The following is a 15,549-nucleotide window of genomic DNA, read 5'->3' as shown; positions in this document are numbered from 1 at the left end:
TGGAACGGAAATTAACTGGTCCAAAAATAAAAAATCGAATATGTGAACAACTCATTTTTATCTCTATTTATAAATAGCTATTCACTTCGGGTTCTTTTAGTTTGCAATCTCATTTGTCATAGTTCGTTCATTGAAGTTATAGCGATAGAGCATTATAATAGTGTGAGTAATGTAAAAAGGAGCGAGGATACGTATGCCTTTAAGTATATTTGGTTTTCAAGCATTGTGGAGTCCTGTCATGATTGGCGTTTTAGTATTTATTACAATATTGTATTTTTTAATCACTGTAAAATGGAGAAAGGATTTTAAAATCTCCGAACCATTAAAAGGTAAAGAAGCTGCATATTTTTTAACAAGCTTAGTTCTTTTATATATTATTAAGGGATCGCCTATAGACTTGATGGGTCATATTATGTTCTCTTTTCATATGACACAAATGGCTATTTTGTTATTACTAGTTCCACCTCTCATGATGAAGGGAATTCCTTGGTGGGTTTGGAAGGTAGTAATTGAATTACCTGTAGTTCGAAAAGTATTTCCTCTATTAACAAAACCTTTGTTTGCATTAATCGTGTTTTCAGGGCTATTCTCTTTTTACCATATACCTTTAATTTTCGATTATATTAAGTTGAATGAGGTATTACATGGAACATATACGTTCATCTTGTTTATGTCAGCGATTTTCATGTGGTGGTCAGTTGTTGAAATTATTAAAGATGGAAAAGGATTACATGGATTAAAGAAAATAGGTTACCTTATTGCAAGTGCAGTATTAATTACTCCTGCATGTGCACTTATCATTTTTTCTGGATCTCCAATGTATGATACGTATACAAATCCTGATTCATGGTTAAAAGCAATGGAGCTATGTGTACCAACAAGTACGTTATCGGGTCTATCATTATCTGGACCTGAGTTATTTTCAGATATGCCACCATTCGAGGATCAACAACTTGGTGGAATTATTATGAAAATTATTCAAGAAATAATTTATGGAGTAGTGCTATTTTCAATCTTCTTCCAATGGTATCGTAAAGAACAGGAAACTGCTGATGAAATTACGCAAAAGGCATTAGATGATCTTCATAATTCAAGTAGAGCCTAACTAATTATTTAATTTTTGTTACCGAGGAGAATGATGATGAGTTTACCTTTATTACCTACAATTAGTACCTTTTTTATCGTGTTAAGTGCAGTACTAGTAGCAATTGGTTGGATATTAGTAAAACAAAGAAAAATAGAAGCACATAAAAAAACAATGTTTGCTGCAGCTCTATCTGCATTAACTTTTTTTATTATCTACGCATCTCGGACAATCTTTATAGGAAATACAGCTTTTGGTGGTCCCGATGATATTAAAATTTACTATACGATATTTTTAATTTTTCATATTACTTTGGCAACAGTTGGTGCAGTTTTTGGAATAGTAACCTTGTATTTAGGTTACAAAAATAATATAGTAAAACATCGTAAAATTGGGCCAATTACGAGCGTTATCTGGTTCTTTGTTGCAATTACAGGCGTGGCTGTCTACCTGTTACTTTATGTTTTTTACCATGGAGGGGAAACTACTTCCGTTATTAAAGCTATAATTGGTAGCTAATTAAAAGCAAAATAAAACAGTAACCGCATCTAGGTGGTTACTGTTTTATTTATAATTTGAAGTTTAGTTTGATCATCCCGGATTCTTTAGCGGTTATAAAAAGGATTACCATAAGAGGACCTATCATAAAACCAAGAAATCCAAATAGTTTTGCACCTATGAACATAGCTATTAGTATAGCAAGTGGAGAAATCCCCATTTGGGACCCCATTAGTTTTGGTTCTACCGCTCTTCTTATAATCAATAATATAATTGCAAGAACAGTAAGTTTTGTGCCAAGAACGATGTCTCCAGTTAAATAGTGATAAATTGCCCAAGGTGCCAATACTGCAATGGAACCGAGTATTGGGATAATATCGATAATCCAAATTACAACCGCCATAATAAAAGCGTACTTTGGTGTAATAATAAAAAGTAATCCTAAAAATGCTGCTCCTAGAATGATAAAACTTGCTAATATTTGAGCTTTGAAAAAACCAATAACAGTTTTTTTAATACTTGATGACATAAATCTTACTTTTTCTGCGGTACTATCAGATAAATAGTAAAATAGCTTCGCACGTAATTTAGCTAAGTCCAACATGAATAAAAAGAGGGCGATGATAAAAACAATGAAACTTATTAAAAAATTCGGAATATTTGTGAGAATAGCAGATATATTAGAATAGCTAAGTAAATCAAGTAAAGATTCCTTCATGCTGTTTAATGTTGAATCCACTTTATCTTGAATGGATGTTACCACTTCTTTTGGCAAGCCTTCCGTATATTTAAAAAGGTTATTTTGAATATCTATCCAAATACCAGTGAGGTTATTTAAATGGAATGGAAAAACTTTAGACGTATATATCAACTGGCTTATTAGTTTAGTGACTGCGAAGTATAATAGGCCTGAAATAATAATGATGAAAAATGTGAAATTAGCAATTACTGCCGGCTTTCGTTTCCATTTAAATGTTCTTTGAGTAAATTTTACAGCAGGTTCAATTATAATTGCAGTAAGCAATGCTAAAATAATAGGAACAGAAACTGGAAGGATAAAAAAAGCAATTATTAAAAGGAAAATGGCTACTATTATGTACTTAACGTATTCTTTTTTTAAGATTTTCCATACCATGTTTTATAATTCCTCCTTTCTATTCTTTTTATTAGTATAGACAAGATATTTATAATTGAACAGATAAAAACGCTAGAGAACACATTCTCTAACGTTTTATAAGTAATACTATTATACACGTGCTTCAAAAGCTTTTAAATCTTCTTTTAAAGCAGCTAAAGTTTGTTCACAAGATTTAACTAAGTGATTTGGGAAAACTTCATTTTCTCCATATTCAACACCATGAGGGTAATAATGCTTACCAACAACTGGTTTAAGTAAAGTGATATTTGCATCGTGTGCACCAACATCACCATCTTTAGTAAAACCAAATACACGAAGGTAAAAAATACCCTCTTTAATTTCATACTTTTTGTCGTAAGTAACTCGTTCGTAGTCCCATTGGCCTTCACGAACTAAACCATGTTTTTTCATAACATCATCTAATACATTTAGATCGATGACCGTGTTTTCAATACCTGTGTTTTCGAAATACATTAAATTGTCCTCCTTCACGTTCAATATACCATAGTGTACGTTCTCATTAATATTAATTCAAATTTGAAAATGTTGCAATGACAACATTGTGTATTTCTATAGAAGCTTGTTATACTAGTGATAATGGAGTAATTGGTAAGGGGTTATATAAGATGAAAAATCTATTTAGAATCTTAATTTTTATTGCTATAGTACTAGTGATATTTATATATTTGGATAATCCTGTGAAAGAAAATGAGCTAATTACAGGATCAAAGAACTCAGGACAGGTTATTCCTCAAGAAACAACAGAAGTAGTGGAATCGAACAATATCTTTACAAGACCAAATACAGGTATCTCCGTTCTAATAGGTCAATCTTCTAGCGAGGTAGTAAAACTATTAGGAAAGCCGGATCGAGTAGAACCTTCTGTTTTTGGATATGATTGGTGGATATATAATTCTTCTTTTTCAAATTATCAAATGATTGGTGTATCAGAAGATAAAGTTTCACAGATTCTTGCTATCGGGAATAAGATTGACGTAACACCATATGATATTGGTCAATCATTGGAGGATATTTATCGTTTTACGATAGTACAATCTGAGATAACAATGACTATTGACTCCAATATATATACGTTCTCTTTAAATAAAGAAGACATAACAAATAGAATTTTAGTTCCATTTGAGAACTTATATGCAATGTTATATATAGACGGGAAAGATAATCAATTAGAAGCTGTTCGATTTTCTGATGCAGAAACGCTTCTTTTACAAAAACCATATGATATTTTATACAATGGGTCAATGGTGGAATCTACAACTCCACCATCTGATTTGCAAGTTTCTGTAGACCGAGCAAATGAACGACAAATTGTTGAAATCACCAATTTGTTTAGACTGAGACATGGCTATAAAGTTCTAGAATCTGATATAGATCTTCAAAAAATTGCAAGGCAACAAAGTGAAGAAATGGCAAAGAACAATATTGTAAAAAACGATTCTTTTGAGGTACCTAAATTTAGTGATACATTACAGGAATCAGCAATTGATTTTAACAGAGCTGGTGGAAATACTGCAGCTTTTTATTTTGATGCAGGAGATGCAGTCAATGGATGGTTAAACTCGAAAGATCATCGAGATACAATATTAGGAAAATGGTATACACATACTGGAGTAGGGGTTTACGGTAATTATTACACACAAAACTTTATTGAAAGAGCTATACCAAAAGAAGACAGATAACAGTTATTGAAAAACATAAGTTCCATCTCTTTCTTCATATAAAGAACGTATGTGCAAAGGTACTTTGTGAAGAGCAGCAAATTTCGCTGCTCTTTTTTGTATGATTTCAACAGGCTCTATGATTATGTTTTGTAATTCCTCATATGACATTGTAGAAATTAATTGTACTGATTCGTTTTTAAAAGGATCGGAAGTCATAACACCTGGAACATTTTTGTAAAATTCAACAATATCTGCATTTAAATGATGCCCGTAAACGACTGCTGTTAAATCACTCCCACCTCTACCTAATGTAGTAAAAGTTTGAAGATTTTCCGAAAGACCTTGGAAGCCTGGAACTATAATGCAAGGATAATCCTTAAACGTATTAGTTACTTCTTTAGTTTCTACATATAAAATATCTGCATTACCATATGCCTCATTTGTAATTATACCTGCACTTTTTCCATAAAGGATTGTAGCAGGAATTCCTTCCTTTTTTATTTCTGCACACAAAACAGATGCAGAGATTAATTCGCCACAGGCAGATAGTAAATCCGTTTCCACGCTATTATTATTAGATGTAGGTATTAGATCTAAAAGTGTATCGGTTGAATAATATTGACCTCTTCTTCCCATGGCAGAAACAACAACAAGCACTTTCTGGTGTTTGCTAATAGCTTTTCTAATATGTGATATAACTAATTGTCTACTTTGATGATTCTGCATAGCAACACCACCATACTTCTGAACAATCATAACCTCATCAACTTTACTCGTGACATTTTAAACACTCCGTTCATACGATACAAGGAATTCATTTTACTTTATGCGAACATACAAGAATGGTGTAGGGAGTGGATAATTATTTATCCTTTAAAAGAATTATTAAAAGGATTACAGTACGAGATTATTGGTGATTTTCAAAACGTTTCAATAAACAGGTGTATTGATCATTCAAAGCAAATAACAGTTGGAGATGTTTTTGTCTCTCAAACGAACAATCGTATCTTTATAGATGAAGCGATAAGACGAGGAGCTGTTGCAATCCTAACCGAGTGTTTTATACCGGATTGTATGGTTCCACAAATAATCATTCCTACAGATATGCATCATTTTAAAAGAAAACTATCAACATTAACATATGAACTATATGGTAGTAAAATAAAAACAATAGGTATAACTGGCACAAATGGTAAAACTACAGTAGCATCCTTTGTTGGACAGCTATTGAGGCAACAAAAAAAATCAGTTTGTGTCATTGGAACGCTAGGTGTATTCGAGAATGGTAATAGACTAGATCATTATTTACGAAGCAATACTACTTTACCTTTTTATGATTTTATTCAAGTAGTGAAGTATTGTTATGAGAAGAAAGTAGATTATATTGTTTTGGAAGCATCTTCTCAAGGTTTACTAGATCAACGATTGTGTAATTATCCAATTGATGTAGGTGTATTTTTAAATATAGGTAAAGATCATATTGAGTTCCATGGCGGAATGGTTCCATATAAAAAATCGAAAGAACTGCTTGTTTTACTTTCCAAGCATTTGGTGATTAATGATGATGATGCATGGTGTAAGTCCATCGCAGAGAAGACTTATTTACCTGTAACACGTTTTGGAGAAAATCAAAAAAATGATGTCATTTATCAAAAGGTAGATTATACAAAGGAAAAGATAAAGTATAAATTTTTGGTTGGTAAAAAAGCATTGCATACAGAGATGACTAATAGTGGATATTATAATGGGTCGAACCTAGCAGCAGCAATAGCAGTTATGAAAGCTCTAGGTATATCGATTGAAGAGTTAAAACCTGTAAATCTCCCAAAAGGTAGATTAGAAAGGATTGAAAATGAACAAGGAATCGAAGTATTAATAGATTACGCACATACTCCGGATGCACTAGAGGCTAGCTTAGGTGCTATTAAAACATATGCTAAAAAAGAAGTTTATGTTGTTTTTGGTTGTGGTGGAAATCGTGACAGGCAAAAGAGAAGAGGGATGGGGGAAGTAGCTACTAAGTATGCTACAAAGGCTATTATAACGAATGATAATCCAAGATATGAGAATCCTGTTGACATTGTCGCGGATATTTTACAAGGCACGAAAAGAGATAAAGCCATCGTAGAGATGGACCGAAAACAAGCAATATTATTAGCATTAAGTATTGCAACGAAAGGAGATATTGTATTAATTGCAGGAAAGGGACATGAACAAGAGCAAATCGTGAATGATCTCGTAGTCCCTTTTTCTGATCATGAAGTAGTGAAAAGTTATTTTGAAGAGTTAGCTGGATCAATAACAAAAAATGATCCGGTTGCATAAGCAATTTTTTTGCCATTAGGTTGCGTTACCGTGCATTCCATAACTAATGTTTGGCGACCTTTGTGTAAGTAAGTAGCAGTAGCAACTAAAGTGTTTTCTGTTGCTGCTTTTACATAATGGATCGTCATATTTGTTGTTACAGCACCTTTTCCTTCGGAACGTAAATCTTTATTAACGAGAAAACCCATCGCATTATCTGCAAGTGTTGCAATTACGCCGCCATGTGGAATATCAAAACTATTATAAGATAATGGAGTGATTGGTAGAGTTACAATGCATTTATCTTCCTCATATTGAGTATCCATATGAAAAACTGCATTTAAATAGGTAGGAGCTTTTTCTTGTTGTTTATTTTGTATACCTTTTAAAAATTCTTTTAGTAAGTTTATTTCTACCTCTGATGCATTTTCTGTAACTTGAGTTATTAAAGAGTTTAATTCATTCATTTATATTACTCCTAACGATAAGATAATAGTTTAGCAATTGTTTCTAGTTTTTGTTATGATAAAGATGATTGGAGGAATGGAAATGATTATGACCTATGAATGGGCCACAATAATGGACCAATCAGACGAACTATGTAGTATGATACTTTCCTCTGAACAATTTTATCGTTACTTAGACGCACATCGTGCTGTATATACAAATTCTAGCTTAGTCAGAGAAATTAATGATTTTGCAAGACTTAAGGACCAATACGAAGAGGTTCAACGTTTCGGAAAATACCATCCAGATTATTCAACAGTAATGAAGAATATTCGAGTTACGAAAAGAAAGCTCGATATGGTGGATGAAGTTGCGATATTAAAAATCGCTGAAAATGACTTGCAAGACTTGTTGGACGAAGTGAGCTTGTTAATCGGTAAATCTGTTTCAGAAGGTGTCAAAGTACCAGTAAGCAATCCATTTTTTGCATCAAGCGGTTCTAGCTGTGGCAGTGGCTGTGGTACAGGTGGTTCCTGCTCTTGTTCAGCTTAAGTATGGAATAAGGAAGGATGTGTGCATTGGCACACATCCTTTTTTTTACAATGCTTTACTGAACTAATCTAGCTTAAGTGCTTCAATAGCTAGGTCCGGTCGGTCTGTGATAATACCTTTTGCACCATTGTCAATTAGCCTTCTCATAACAACTGGATCATCGATCGTCCAATAGTGAACTGGGATATTTAAAGAATTTAAAAATTTTATGAAACTTGCACTATCTAAAGGGAACATATTTGATCGCACTGGGATTTGAAATACATCAGCTTTTGGATGATATAAGTGTTTGAATTGACTAGTGAATGCTGTATATGCTTTTCGTACTTCTCTTTCTCCAGCCCCAAGTGCTACTGTGTTTTGAGCATAAAGATTAAATCGATCAATTTGTTCGTCATAAAAACTGGTGACGACAACCCGGTGGAATGCCTGTTTTTCTTCTAATAGTCTCCAAAGCTTAGATGGCATTAAGCTTCCTTCGTAGGACTGTGGGGCATCTTTGATATCCAGATTAATAAGCATTTGAGGGTACTTGTCTAGCAACTCTCCTAATGTCATTATTTGTTCTCCACAATCTCTATAAGAATTTTCTCCATTTAAATCTAGGAAGTGAAATCCTAAATCAGCTTTTTTAAGCTCTACTAACGTATAATCGGCAACTCTTCCAGTAAGATTAGTCACTCTGTCAGTGTATTCATCGTGAAAAACCACAATCTCTTCATCTTTTGTTAGTCTTATATCTATTTCAAAACCATGAACACCAAGCTTAGCTGCATTTTCAAAAGCGGATGGAGAACATTCGGGTGCAAGAGCAGATCCTCCACGATGAGCAAGAATAATTGGTTGATTGTATTCTAGTGCTTCTTTTGCAGAACGGCTAAGTGGCTTAGAGAGAGCCTTTGTACTTGCCCAAGCTGCTCCAGCTGCTGCTGCAATGGCGATTGCTACATTTGTTTTTTTACCCATTACTTTCTAATCCTCCTTTTTAACGAAAGGTAGTTTTAATTATATCGAATTGATGCAAAACTGTCAGCTAGTTGTTGTTGCTATCATTTTCCTCCATATGTTATTCTTTTTATAAGAAGAAATGAGGGAATCGTATGACAGAAAGACAAGGATTAATTGTCTATGTGCATCATTTAAAACAAGCAAAGTCTTTACGTAAATATGGGCATGTCCATTATATTTCGAAAAGATTAAAATATGTAGTCTTATACTGTGACCAAGATATGATTGAAATTGCAAAACAAAAGATGAGTAAACTACCTTTTGTGAAAGAAATTTTAGAATCCTATCGGCCGTTTTTAAAAACTGAATTTGAAAATAGTAAGCCTGATAAAGCGAAAGAATATGATTATAAAATCGGTTTGTAACGTAATCTATTGTAACGGCGGTATTAAATGATTTAAACGTAAAACTCCGATCACGTATTGATAGAATAGTTCCTTATCATCATATATGGATGAATGTTTGATTTCCAATTGAACTGGTATAATTTTTAATTCATCTAATGTTGCCTGAAAGGTCGATAGCCTTTGTGTAATTGGATTGGTATTAGGTATTCCTTCACGACATATATAAATCGGGAAAAAATTAGCAGAATTAATTGGTTTTAGGGCAATTGCAATGGAACAGTATTCTTTATTCTCTTTTTTAGAAGTAAAAATAAAAGCCCGATGAATTCGATTTTTGTTTACTCGTGCAAGTTCACAAAGCTCAAAAATATCTCCATAGCCCTCGCCAAGCTCAATAAAACGTTGAATCAATGATAACACTTCCTTTCCAATTCATCTTACCATTTTGTTGGAGGACATTTCTATGAAATTTATTATTAGCTTTATATCTATGTTACTCATTGTGACGAATAGCGTTTTATTGTTATCGCAGTACCACGTCTACTCCTCTAGCTTGGATGCTGATGAGGCTTCATACTTTTACGAGCAAGAGATTGAATTGAAATTCAAAGCAGATAAAATTATTGTAAAACAACATTTTAATAACTTGCCTTCAGAAAAAATTGCAGTAGTTTGGCCAATTTCTAGTGAAAATAGAAGTTGTGATTTAAGTAAAAACTCTGACTGTGATCGTTTAACAGAAGATTTGACAGCCTTTAAAGAAGGAGAATCTTCAAGCCAAAGTATTTCATATGAAATTCCACTTCTAGATGGATTAAAAGAGGCTCAAATTTTTTCTGACTTTCTGGTGAAATTAGATAAAGGTGGCGTTTCCTATACAACACTTCATATAACGGATGAGTTAAAAAGAGGTGGAATGTGGGTAAGTGGATTGTCAGTTCTAGGCAGCACGTCATTAGATTTAATTGACTACTCTCTTTTCATCGGTGAAGGTGATGTTAAAGAATTATATTGGCAAAAAGAAGTGGTACCTATTCAATATGAAGATAACAACTACAGTCTCTATTCTCATAAAGAAATACCAAAAGAGTTAATAGAACAGTTAGAACAATTACATTTACCAAACAGAGAACATGTGTCAGTACTTTTTTCAAATAAAAAACTTGAAATGAATTCTTCTAGAATTGCTTTTATTGAAAGTGAGGATATAGTCTCAATTCAGCGAGAGCTAATTGTTAAACATGTTCAGTTAATATACGGAATAGACTCGCCAGACACGTTGTTAGCAGAAGTAATCAGTAGTTTTCTACTGGACCAACCTATTGGTTCTGAAAAGGCGAGATGGATGTATGATACACTTGTTAGCTATCTTACAACAGATCAATTGGAAAATTGGAAATTAGCTTTAGTGAAAAATAAACAGGTTGATGCTGAAAAATTAGATACTTTGTTAACAAATATTCTCAAATTGAAAACATCTTTTTTTACCTTTAATGTACAAGCCGGTGCTGAGCATTTTCCATTGCTGTTTGAGGATTCAAGACCAGTTTATATAAATGAATTAGAACAGGAAAATATGAAGGTGCTTTTTAAAGAAGGAAAAGTATTGTACTCGGTAGAACCACTACTTTCTGAATTAGGTTATACGATAAATGATACTGATAAGGGATTATATATACAAAATGCTACAAGAGCCTTCCGTTTTCCTATTCAAGAGCCTTTTTATGTATTAAACCAAAAAAGATATGATGCTATGTCCGAACCGTTTGAAAAAATTGGTGCCGTTTATTATATCGAAGAAGCATGGATGATTCGCTTATTTTTACTGGATGTAGAAAAGGAAGAAAAGCGAATTAATATTAAACAATCTGGGTTATTTTAATTTAGTAAAAGTCTTCTGTTTTTGGGGAGATAGCCTATAGGTAGGCGAAAAATCTTGTCACACAAATTCGCTAAGGCGAATTTGATAGCTAGGAGTATTAAAATGAGAGTTATATCAGGAACGAAAAAAGGGCTACCTTTAAAAGCGGTTCCCGGAACTAATACAAGACCAACTACAGATAAAGTAAAAGAATCTATTTTCAATATGATTGGTCCTTATTTCGATGGAGGAATCGCAGTCGATTTGTTTGCTGGTAGTGGCAATTTAGGAATTGAAGCACTCAGTCGAGGAATTGATACTTGTATTTTTATTGAAAAAGACCAAAAAGCGATGCAAACTATTGTGGATAATCTACAGAAATGTCGTTTAGAAGAATCAAGCGAAAAATATAAAATTGATGCTTCAAGAGCAGTGAAGGCTTTTGAGAAAAGAGAACTTCAAATTGACTTGTTATTTGTCGATCCACCATATAGTAAAGTACAATTTTATGATTTAGCTAAAAAGATTGTAGAGATAGGGTGTATGAAAGACACGGGGATAATTGTTTGCGAACATGATAAAACCGTCGACTTGGAAACTGATTTAGAAACGTTTACTCTAACAAGAAGAGAAACTTATGGGAATACCGTTATCTCTATTTACCGTAAACGGATGGAAGAGGGGAATTAAATTGGTTAAAATTGCAGTCGTACCGGGAAGTTTTGATCCAATTACATATGGACATCTAGATATTATTCACCGAGGAGCAGCTATTTTTGGACAAGTTCATGTAGTTGTATTAAACAATTCCTCGAAGAATCCTCTGTTTTCTGTAGAGGAAAGAGTAAAACTCATCGAGGAAGTGACAGCAAATCTTCCGAATGTGAAAGTAGAAACATTTTCTGGGTTATTAATGGATTATGCGGAAAGTGTAAATGCCAGCGCTATTATCCGCGGCTTAAGAGCAGTTTCGGATTTTGAATACGAAATGCAAATCACTTCAATGAATCGAGTGTTGAATGATGAAATTGAAACATTTTTCATCATGACAAAAAATCAATATTCTTTCTTAAGCTCGAGCATAGTAAAAGAAGTCGCTAAATATGGCGGTCAAATTAGTGAACTTGTTCCACCTCAAGTAGAAGCAGCACTTAAACTTAAATACAACCTCGACTAACCTTGCAACCATTGCAAGGTTTTTCTCTGTTCATATTCCTCTCATTTCCTTATTGTTACGAGTAGATTACTGGTGCCTGGCACCAGTAATGCATCCGTAACATTCCTACTTATGCAAAAAAGTAGAAAAGAATTGGGATTATGATTATGTGAAGAAAACGGAAGACTATGTAACGGCGAATGGAAATACCTGCTTTTTGCGCCAGAACGATTATTTGCATATGTATGCTTATACCACTAAATGCAATGATCAGCGCTACAATTACAGGAAGAAATTCATTTCCAGATAATATTTCACCGGAAAGACTTATTCCTCCAGTCATTTCAAAAAAGGATGCTACAAATACTAATAGAAGTGGAGATAAATTAGGTAAAACCTCTTTTACGGATTCAAACACAATAATACTAACCGTTGTAAAAAAGACAACTGTAGTACCTATTAGTAGTAATATTTGAGAGGTTTCTTTGATACTCTCTTGAAACGGCGAAGAAGAAAATTTAACAGTCTCAATATTTGTCTGAATAGCAGGAGATCGAATAATGAATACTAAAAGGAATAACAAATTTACAATATGAATAATTAATAACAACTTCAGACCAGCTATTTCTGCATTAAATATATCTATACCAACAAAACCAATGACAAACATTGGGCTTGGGGCATGGCAAATTGCAATTAGCCAACTAGCATTCCGGTTAGTTAAAGTGCCCATTTCTTTTAAAGAAGAAATAATTGCTGCTCCACTAGGAAAGCCACCAATGGCACTGAGAAGGTAAATATTCAAATACAACTTAAACTTATTTTTAGTCTTTAAAAAAGAATTTTGCGAGCGTATAAACATTTGAGTGATCACTAAGTAAGGTAGTAAATAAGGAAGTAATGCAGTAGTAAATATACGCATTCCTTCTACGGCTCCCTTATGTGCAATACCTGGTTGCATAAATAAAAGAATGATGAGTGCCCAACTGCCGATTGAAATTATTTTGTGCAAAATTATTACATCCTTTATTGTTCATTTGTTTTGTCAGGTAAAAATGGAAGTGATAAACTAATGAATATGAAATTAAAAGGAAGGGATAAATATATTATGCTGAAGAGAAAACCAATAATTCTCCTTCTAATTTTGGTGCTAGTAGCATCCCTAGCCTTTTACCCAATGGAATCCTATATTTCTAAACCAGGTGGTGCATATGAACTTACACCATTTGTAGAAGTACAAGGTGGAGATGAAGACGATGAAGGGAAAATGAGTCTTCTTACAATCTCCTTAGCAAAAGCTACTCCATTAACTTATGCGTATGCCAAAATAGTCGATAACCAAAAAATTTATAAAGCCAGTCAAATCCGTAACGCAGATGAAGATGAACAAGAATATAATATTCGTCAATTAAAGCTTATGTCTGATTCTCAATTTAATGCTATTTCGGTAGCATTTGATCGAGCTAATAAGCCATATAAAGTAATAAACAATGGAATATTTATTTTTAATGTTTTAAAAGATAGTGCTGCTGACGGCATTTTAGAACCTGGAGATAAAATTATTGGAATGGATAATTTAACGGAATTGACCGAAGAAAAACTTAAAACGTACTTGAGCGAAAAAGGTCAGGGTGATGTTGTCCAACTGACAGTTGAAAGAGACGGAGAAACACTTGAAAAAGAAGTTACTTTAAAATCAATACCAGGCGTTCTTGAAAAACCAGGAATCGGGATATCTTACACAGAAGACAAAAAAGTAGAAACTACCCCTGTCGTCCATATGAACTCAGAAGATATAGGGGGCCCATCAGCAGGTCTTATGTTTACGTTAGAAATTTTGAATCAACTTATACCGGAAGATATTTCAAAAGGTTATAACATTGCGGGTACTGGTGAAATGAAGCCAGATGGTACAGTTGGACGAATTGGTGGAATAGATTTAAAAGTTATCGCGGCTGATAGAAAAGGAATCGAAATAATGTTTGCGCCAGATGACGAAATCGATCCATCTATTTTAGCGAATAACCCTGATTTAACAACAAACTATGAGGAAGCTTTAAAATCTGCAAAAAAAATAGGCACAAAAATGAAAATTGTGCCTGTTAGAACAATAGATGATGCACTCGCCTATTTAGATCAATTAGAGCCTAAATAGGTTATTACAAAATAATTGGAGCGATTCTATAGTCGCTTCCAATCATCTTTTGTGCAAAAGTAGATTGGAGACCTAAATAATATAAATTTGCCGCTTTCAGATCAAGCATAAGCATCTCGTTTTCTTTATGAGCAGCTACTCTACTTATCAGTGGAAGCTGTAAATCTTTTTTTAAGGAATTTAAATAAGCTTGGCCATTCCTGCTCATTGCAAGTGGTCGTATATAAGTAGGCAAGTCCATTTGCTTTAACTCATTCCATGTAAAACCAATATAGATATGCGTTAACATTCTTTGAATCCTCGTCCAAGTAAAACGTTTTGATTTTATTTGTTGCATGAAGGATTGAAAGGAATTACACTTCATCGCAGCATCCCAAATGGCATTTTCCATACCTTCCGTGACTTCTGCATAATTAGCTAATTGCTCTTTAGTATGCCTTAAAATAATATATCGTAAAGATATCCAAAAACTTTCCCAACTACCAAAAGCATTGAAAGCTGAATGCCAAGCATGCAATTCCGTAATACTAGTATTAGGTAAATAAGATTGAATAGATGTAAGATCCATTTCCCCAAACAACACTTTTCTTATTCCTGTAGCACTTGCAATTGTTTGGGAAGCCTCCGCATCATCGTGATAATTTGCTATGACCCGATGAATCGTTTCTGGCTTTATAGATGCATTTAACTGATAAGCTGCCTCGATATAATGATACCCTAATATATTATTTGGTTTTGATAAGTCAACTAACGGAACAGTTGAATTACTTGAAATCATTTCGTAAGCTTCGTTTAAAGCTCTTGGGTAACTAATACCTTGTTTCATTAAAGTCGAGATAGCTGTATTATAATCGGCTTTATTGGTCGATAATAAGTCATATGTATGATGAAAAGAATCTAAAGAGCCTTCTTCACTACCGAAACAAAAGAATTCACATTTTAATGAATCTAATAAAAAAATGGCACCTTTTGCAAAGTCACTCGCTTGGGCTGTAGCGAATGCGTATGGTAATTCTATTACTAAATCAACACCAGCTGAAACAGCCATTTTTGCACGTGCCCACTTGTCAACTAATGCGGGTTCTCCACGTTGCAAAAAGTTTCCAGACATTACCGCTACAATCACATCACTGTTTGTTTTACTTCGTGATTGATTTAAATGGTATAAATGTCCATTGTGAAAAGGGTTATATTCAACAACTATTCCTTTAGCTTTCATCATCAATCAAATCCTTTCCTTCCTCGAAGAAAGTATAACTTTCCTAAATAGTAGCTGTCTAGAATCAAGCGCTTTCCTTAATGAGAGTATAATGTTAA

Annotated in this window: 18 protein-coding genes; 10 read left to right on the top strand and 8 right to left on the bottom strand. The window is 33.6% G+C overall.

From position 1 onward, the window contains the following. The first annotated feature begins 193 nt into the window (after positions 1 to 193). Both ctaG and P2Q73_RS19660 read left to right on the top strand, forming a co-directional pair. Positions 194 to 1,105 (top strand): cytochrome c oxidase assembly factor CtaG, encoded by a 912-nt coding sequence (gene ctaG / locus P2Q73_RS19665; RefSeq protein ID WP_056827414.1) that lies wholly within the window; start codon positions 194 to 196, stop codon positions 1,103 to 1,105. Positions 1,106 to 1,141: 36 nt separating this feature from the next. Then, positions 1,142 to 1,603 (top strand): DUF420 domain-containing protein, encoded by a 462-nt coding sequence (locus P2Q73_RS19660; RefSeq protein ID WP_172794277.1) that lies wholly within the window; start codon positions 1,142 to 1,144, stop codon positions 1,601 to 1,603. A gap of 49 nt (positions 1,604 to 1,652) precedes the next feature. On the opposite strand, the gene ytvI is transcribed toward P2Q73_RS19660, so the two are convergent. Both ytvI and P2Q73_RS19650 read right to left on the bottom strand, forming a co-directional pair. After that, positions 1,653 to 2,717 (bottom strand): sporulation integral membrane protein YtvI, encoded by a 1,065-nt coding sequence (gene ytvI, locus P2Q73_RS19655; protein WP_275790324.1) that lies wholly within the window; start codon positions 2,715 to 2,717, stop codon positions 1,653 to 1,655. Between the two features lie 111 nt (positions 2,718 to 2,828). Next, positions 2,829 to 3,194, bottom strand: a complete 366-nt coding sequence (locus P2Q73_RS19650) for a YugN family protein (RefSeq protein WP_053590125.1) — start codon at positions 3,192 to 3,194, stop codon at positions 2,829 to 2,831. 152 nt (positions 3,195 to 3,346) lie between these two features. Between P2Q73_RS19650 and P2Q73_RS19645 the strand changes: the two genes are divergently transcribed. Further along, positions 3,347 to 4,420 carry a CAP domain-containing protein gene (locus tag P2Q73_RS19645; RefSeq protein ID WP_056827410.1) on the top strand — a complete coding sequence of 358 codons (1,074 nt, stop codon included), beginning with the start codon at positions 3,347 to 3,349 and terminating at the stop codon, positions 4,418 to 4,420. A 3-nt stretch (positions 4,421 to 4,423) separates the two neighbouring features. Here the strand turns inward: P2Q73_RS19645 and P2Q73_RS19640 are convergent, their stop codons facing one another. Beyond that, entirely contained in the window at positions 4,424 to 5,128 is a 705-nt protein-coding gene (locus P2Q73_RS19640; protein WP_056827409.1) for an amino acid kinase family protein, read from the bottom strand. On the opposite strand from P2Q73_RS19640, the gene P2Q73_RS19635 reads away from it, so the two are divergent. Further along, a complete protein-coding gene (locus P2Q73_RS19635; RefSeq protein ID WP_275790320.1) occupies positions 5,105 to 6,727 on the top strand; it encodes a UDP-N-acetylmuramoyl-L-alanyl-D-glutamate--2,6-diaminopimelate ligase in 1,623 nt (540 codons plus the stop codon). The two genes, P2Q73_RS19640 and P2Q73_RS19635, sit on opposite strands and share 24 nt — an antisense overlap. Here P2Q73_RS19635 and P2Q73_RS19630 read toward each other — a convergent pair. After that, positions 6,676 to 7,173, bottom strand: a complete 498-nt coding sequence (locus tag P2Q73_RS19630) for a PaaI family thioesterase (protein WP_275790318.1) — start codon at positions 7,171 to 7,173, stop codon at positions 6,676 to 6,678. The two genes, P2Q73_RS19635 and P2Q73_RS19630, sit on opposite strands and share 52 nt — an antisense overlap. Positions 7,174 to 7,255: 82 nt before the next feature. Between P2Q73_RS19630 and P2Q73_RS19625 the strand changes: the two genes are divergently transcribed. Beyond that, positions 7,256 to 7,705: a YlbF/YmcA family competence regulator gene (locus P2Q73_RS19625; protein WP_053590120.1), complete on the top strand. Its 450-nt coding sequence runs from the start codon at positions 7,256 to 7,258 to the stop codon at positions 7,703 to 7,705. 63 nt (positions 7,706 to 7,768) lie between these two features. On the opposite strand, the gene P2Q73_RS19620 is transcribed toward P2Q73_RS19625, so the two are convergent. After that, positions 7,769 to 8,671 (bottom strand): glycerophosphodiester phosphodiesterase family protein, encoded by a 903-nt coding sequence (locus tag P2Q73_RS19620; RefSeq protein ID WP_053590119.1) that lies wholly within the window; start codon positions 8,669 to 8,671, stop codon positions 7,769 to 7,771. A gap of 134 nt (positions 8,672 to 8,805) precedes the next feature. Here P2Q73_RS19620 and P2Q73_RS19615 point away from each other — a divergent pair, with 134 nt between their 5' ends. After that, on the top strand, positions 8,806 to 9,078 hold the full coding sequence (locus tag P2Q73_RS19615) for a YlbG family protein (protein WP_053590118.1): 273 nt from the start codon (positions 8,806 to 8,808) through the stop codon (positions 9,076 to 9,078). A gap of 6 nt (positions 9,079 to 9,084) precedes the next feature. Here the strand turns inward: P2Q73_RS19615 and P2Q73_RS19610 are convergent, their stop codons facing one another. Further along, on the bottom strand, positions 9,085 to 9,480 hold the full coding sequence (locus P2Q73_RS19610) for a DUF7147 family protein (protein WP_331457312.1): 396 nt from the start codon (positions 9,478 to 9,480) through the stop codon (positions 9,085 to 9,087). 43 nt (positions 9,481 to 9,523) lie between these two features. On the opposite strand from P2Q73_RS19610, the gene P2Q73_RS19605 reads away from it, so the two are divergent. The 3 genes from P2Q73_RS19605 to coaD all read left to right on the top strand — a co-directional run bounded on the left by P2Q73_RS19605 (position 9,524) and on the right by coaD (position 12,098). After that, on the top strand, positions 9,524 to 10,942 hold the full coding sequence (locus P2Q73_RS19605; protein WP_275790311.1) for a hypothetical protein: 1,419 nt from the start codon (positions 9,524 to 9,526) through the stop codon (positions 10,940 to 10,942). A 102-nt stretch (positions 10,943 to 11,044) separates the two neighbouring features. After that, a complete protein-coding gene (gene rsmD / locus P2Q73_RS19600; protein ID WP_275790309.1) occupies positions 11,045 to 11,611 on the top strand; it encodes a 16S rRNA (guanine(966)-N(2))-methyltransferase RsmD in 567 nt (188 codons plus the stop codon). A gap of 1 nt (position 11,612) precedes the next feature. Continuing rightward, on the top strand, positions 11,613 to 12,098 hold the full coding sequence (gene coaD / locus P2Q73_RS19595; protein ID WP_053590114.1) for a pantetheine-phosphate adenylyltransferase: 486 nt from the start codon (positions 11,613 to 11,615) through the stop codon (positions 12,096 to 12,098). A gap of 109 nt (positions 12,099 to 12,207) precedes the next feature. Here coaD and P2Q73_RS19590 read toward each other — a convergent pair whose 3' ends face one another. Further along, entirely contained in the window at positions 12,208 to 13,089 is an 882-nt protein-coding gene (locus tag P2Q73_RS19590; RefSeq protein WP_056827399.1) for a hypothetical protein, read from the bottom strand. A 60-nt stretch (positions 13,090 to 13,149) separates the two neighbouring features. Here P2Q73_RS19590 and P2Q73_RS19585 point away from each other — a divergent pair, with 60 nt between their 5' ends. Next, positions 13,150 to 14,232, top strand: a complete 1,083-nt coding sequence (locus tag P2Q73_RS19585) for a SepM family pheromone-processing serine protease (protein ID WP_371256451.1) — start codon at positions 13,150 to 13,152, stop codon at positions 14,230 to 14,232. Positions 14,233 to 14,236: 4 nt separating this feature from the next. Here the strand turns inward: P2Q73_RS19585 and P2Q73_RS19580 are convergent, their stop codons facing one another. After that, positions 14,237 to 15,451 (bottom strand): nucleotidyltransferase, encoded by a 1,215-nt coding sequence (locus P2Q73_RS19580; protein ID WP_275790334.1) that lies wholly within the window; start codon positions 15,449 to 15,451, stop codon positions 14,237 to 14,239. Positions 15,452 to 15,549 lie beyond the last annotated feature (98 nt).

The organism is Bacillus sp. Cr_A10, assembly GCF_029222665.1.
Taxonomy (GTDB): Bacteria; Bacillota; Bacilli; order Bacillales_A; family Planococcaceae; genus Psychrobacillus.
This window is presented reverse-complemented; position numbering and strand designations above follow the sequence as displayed.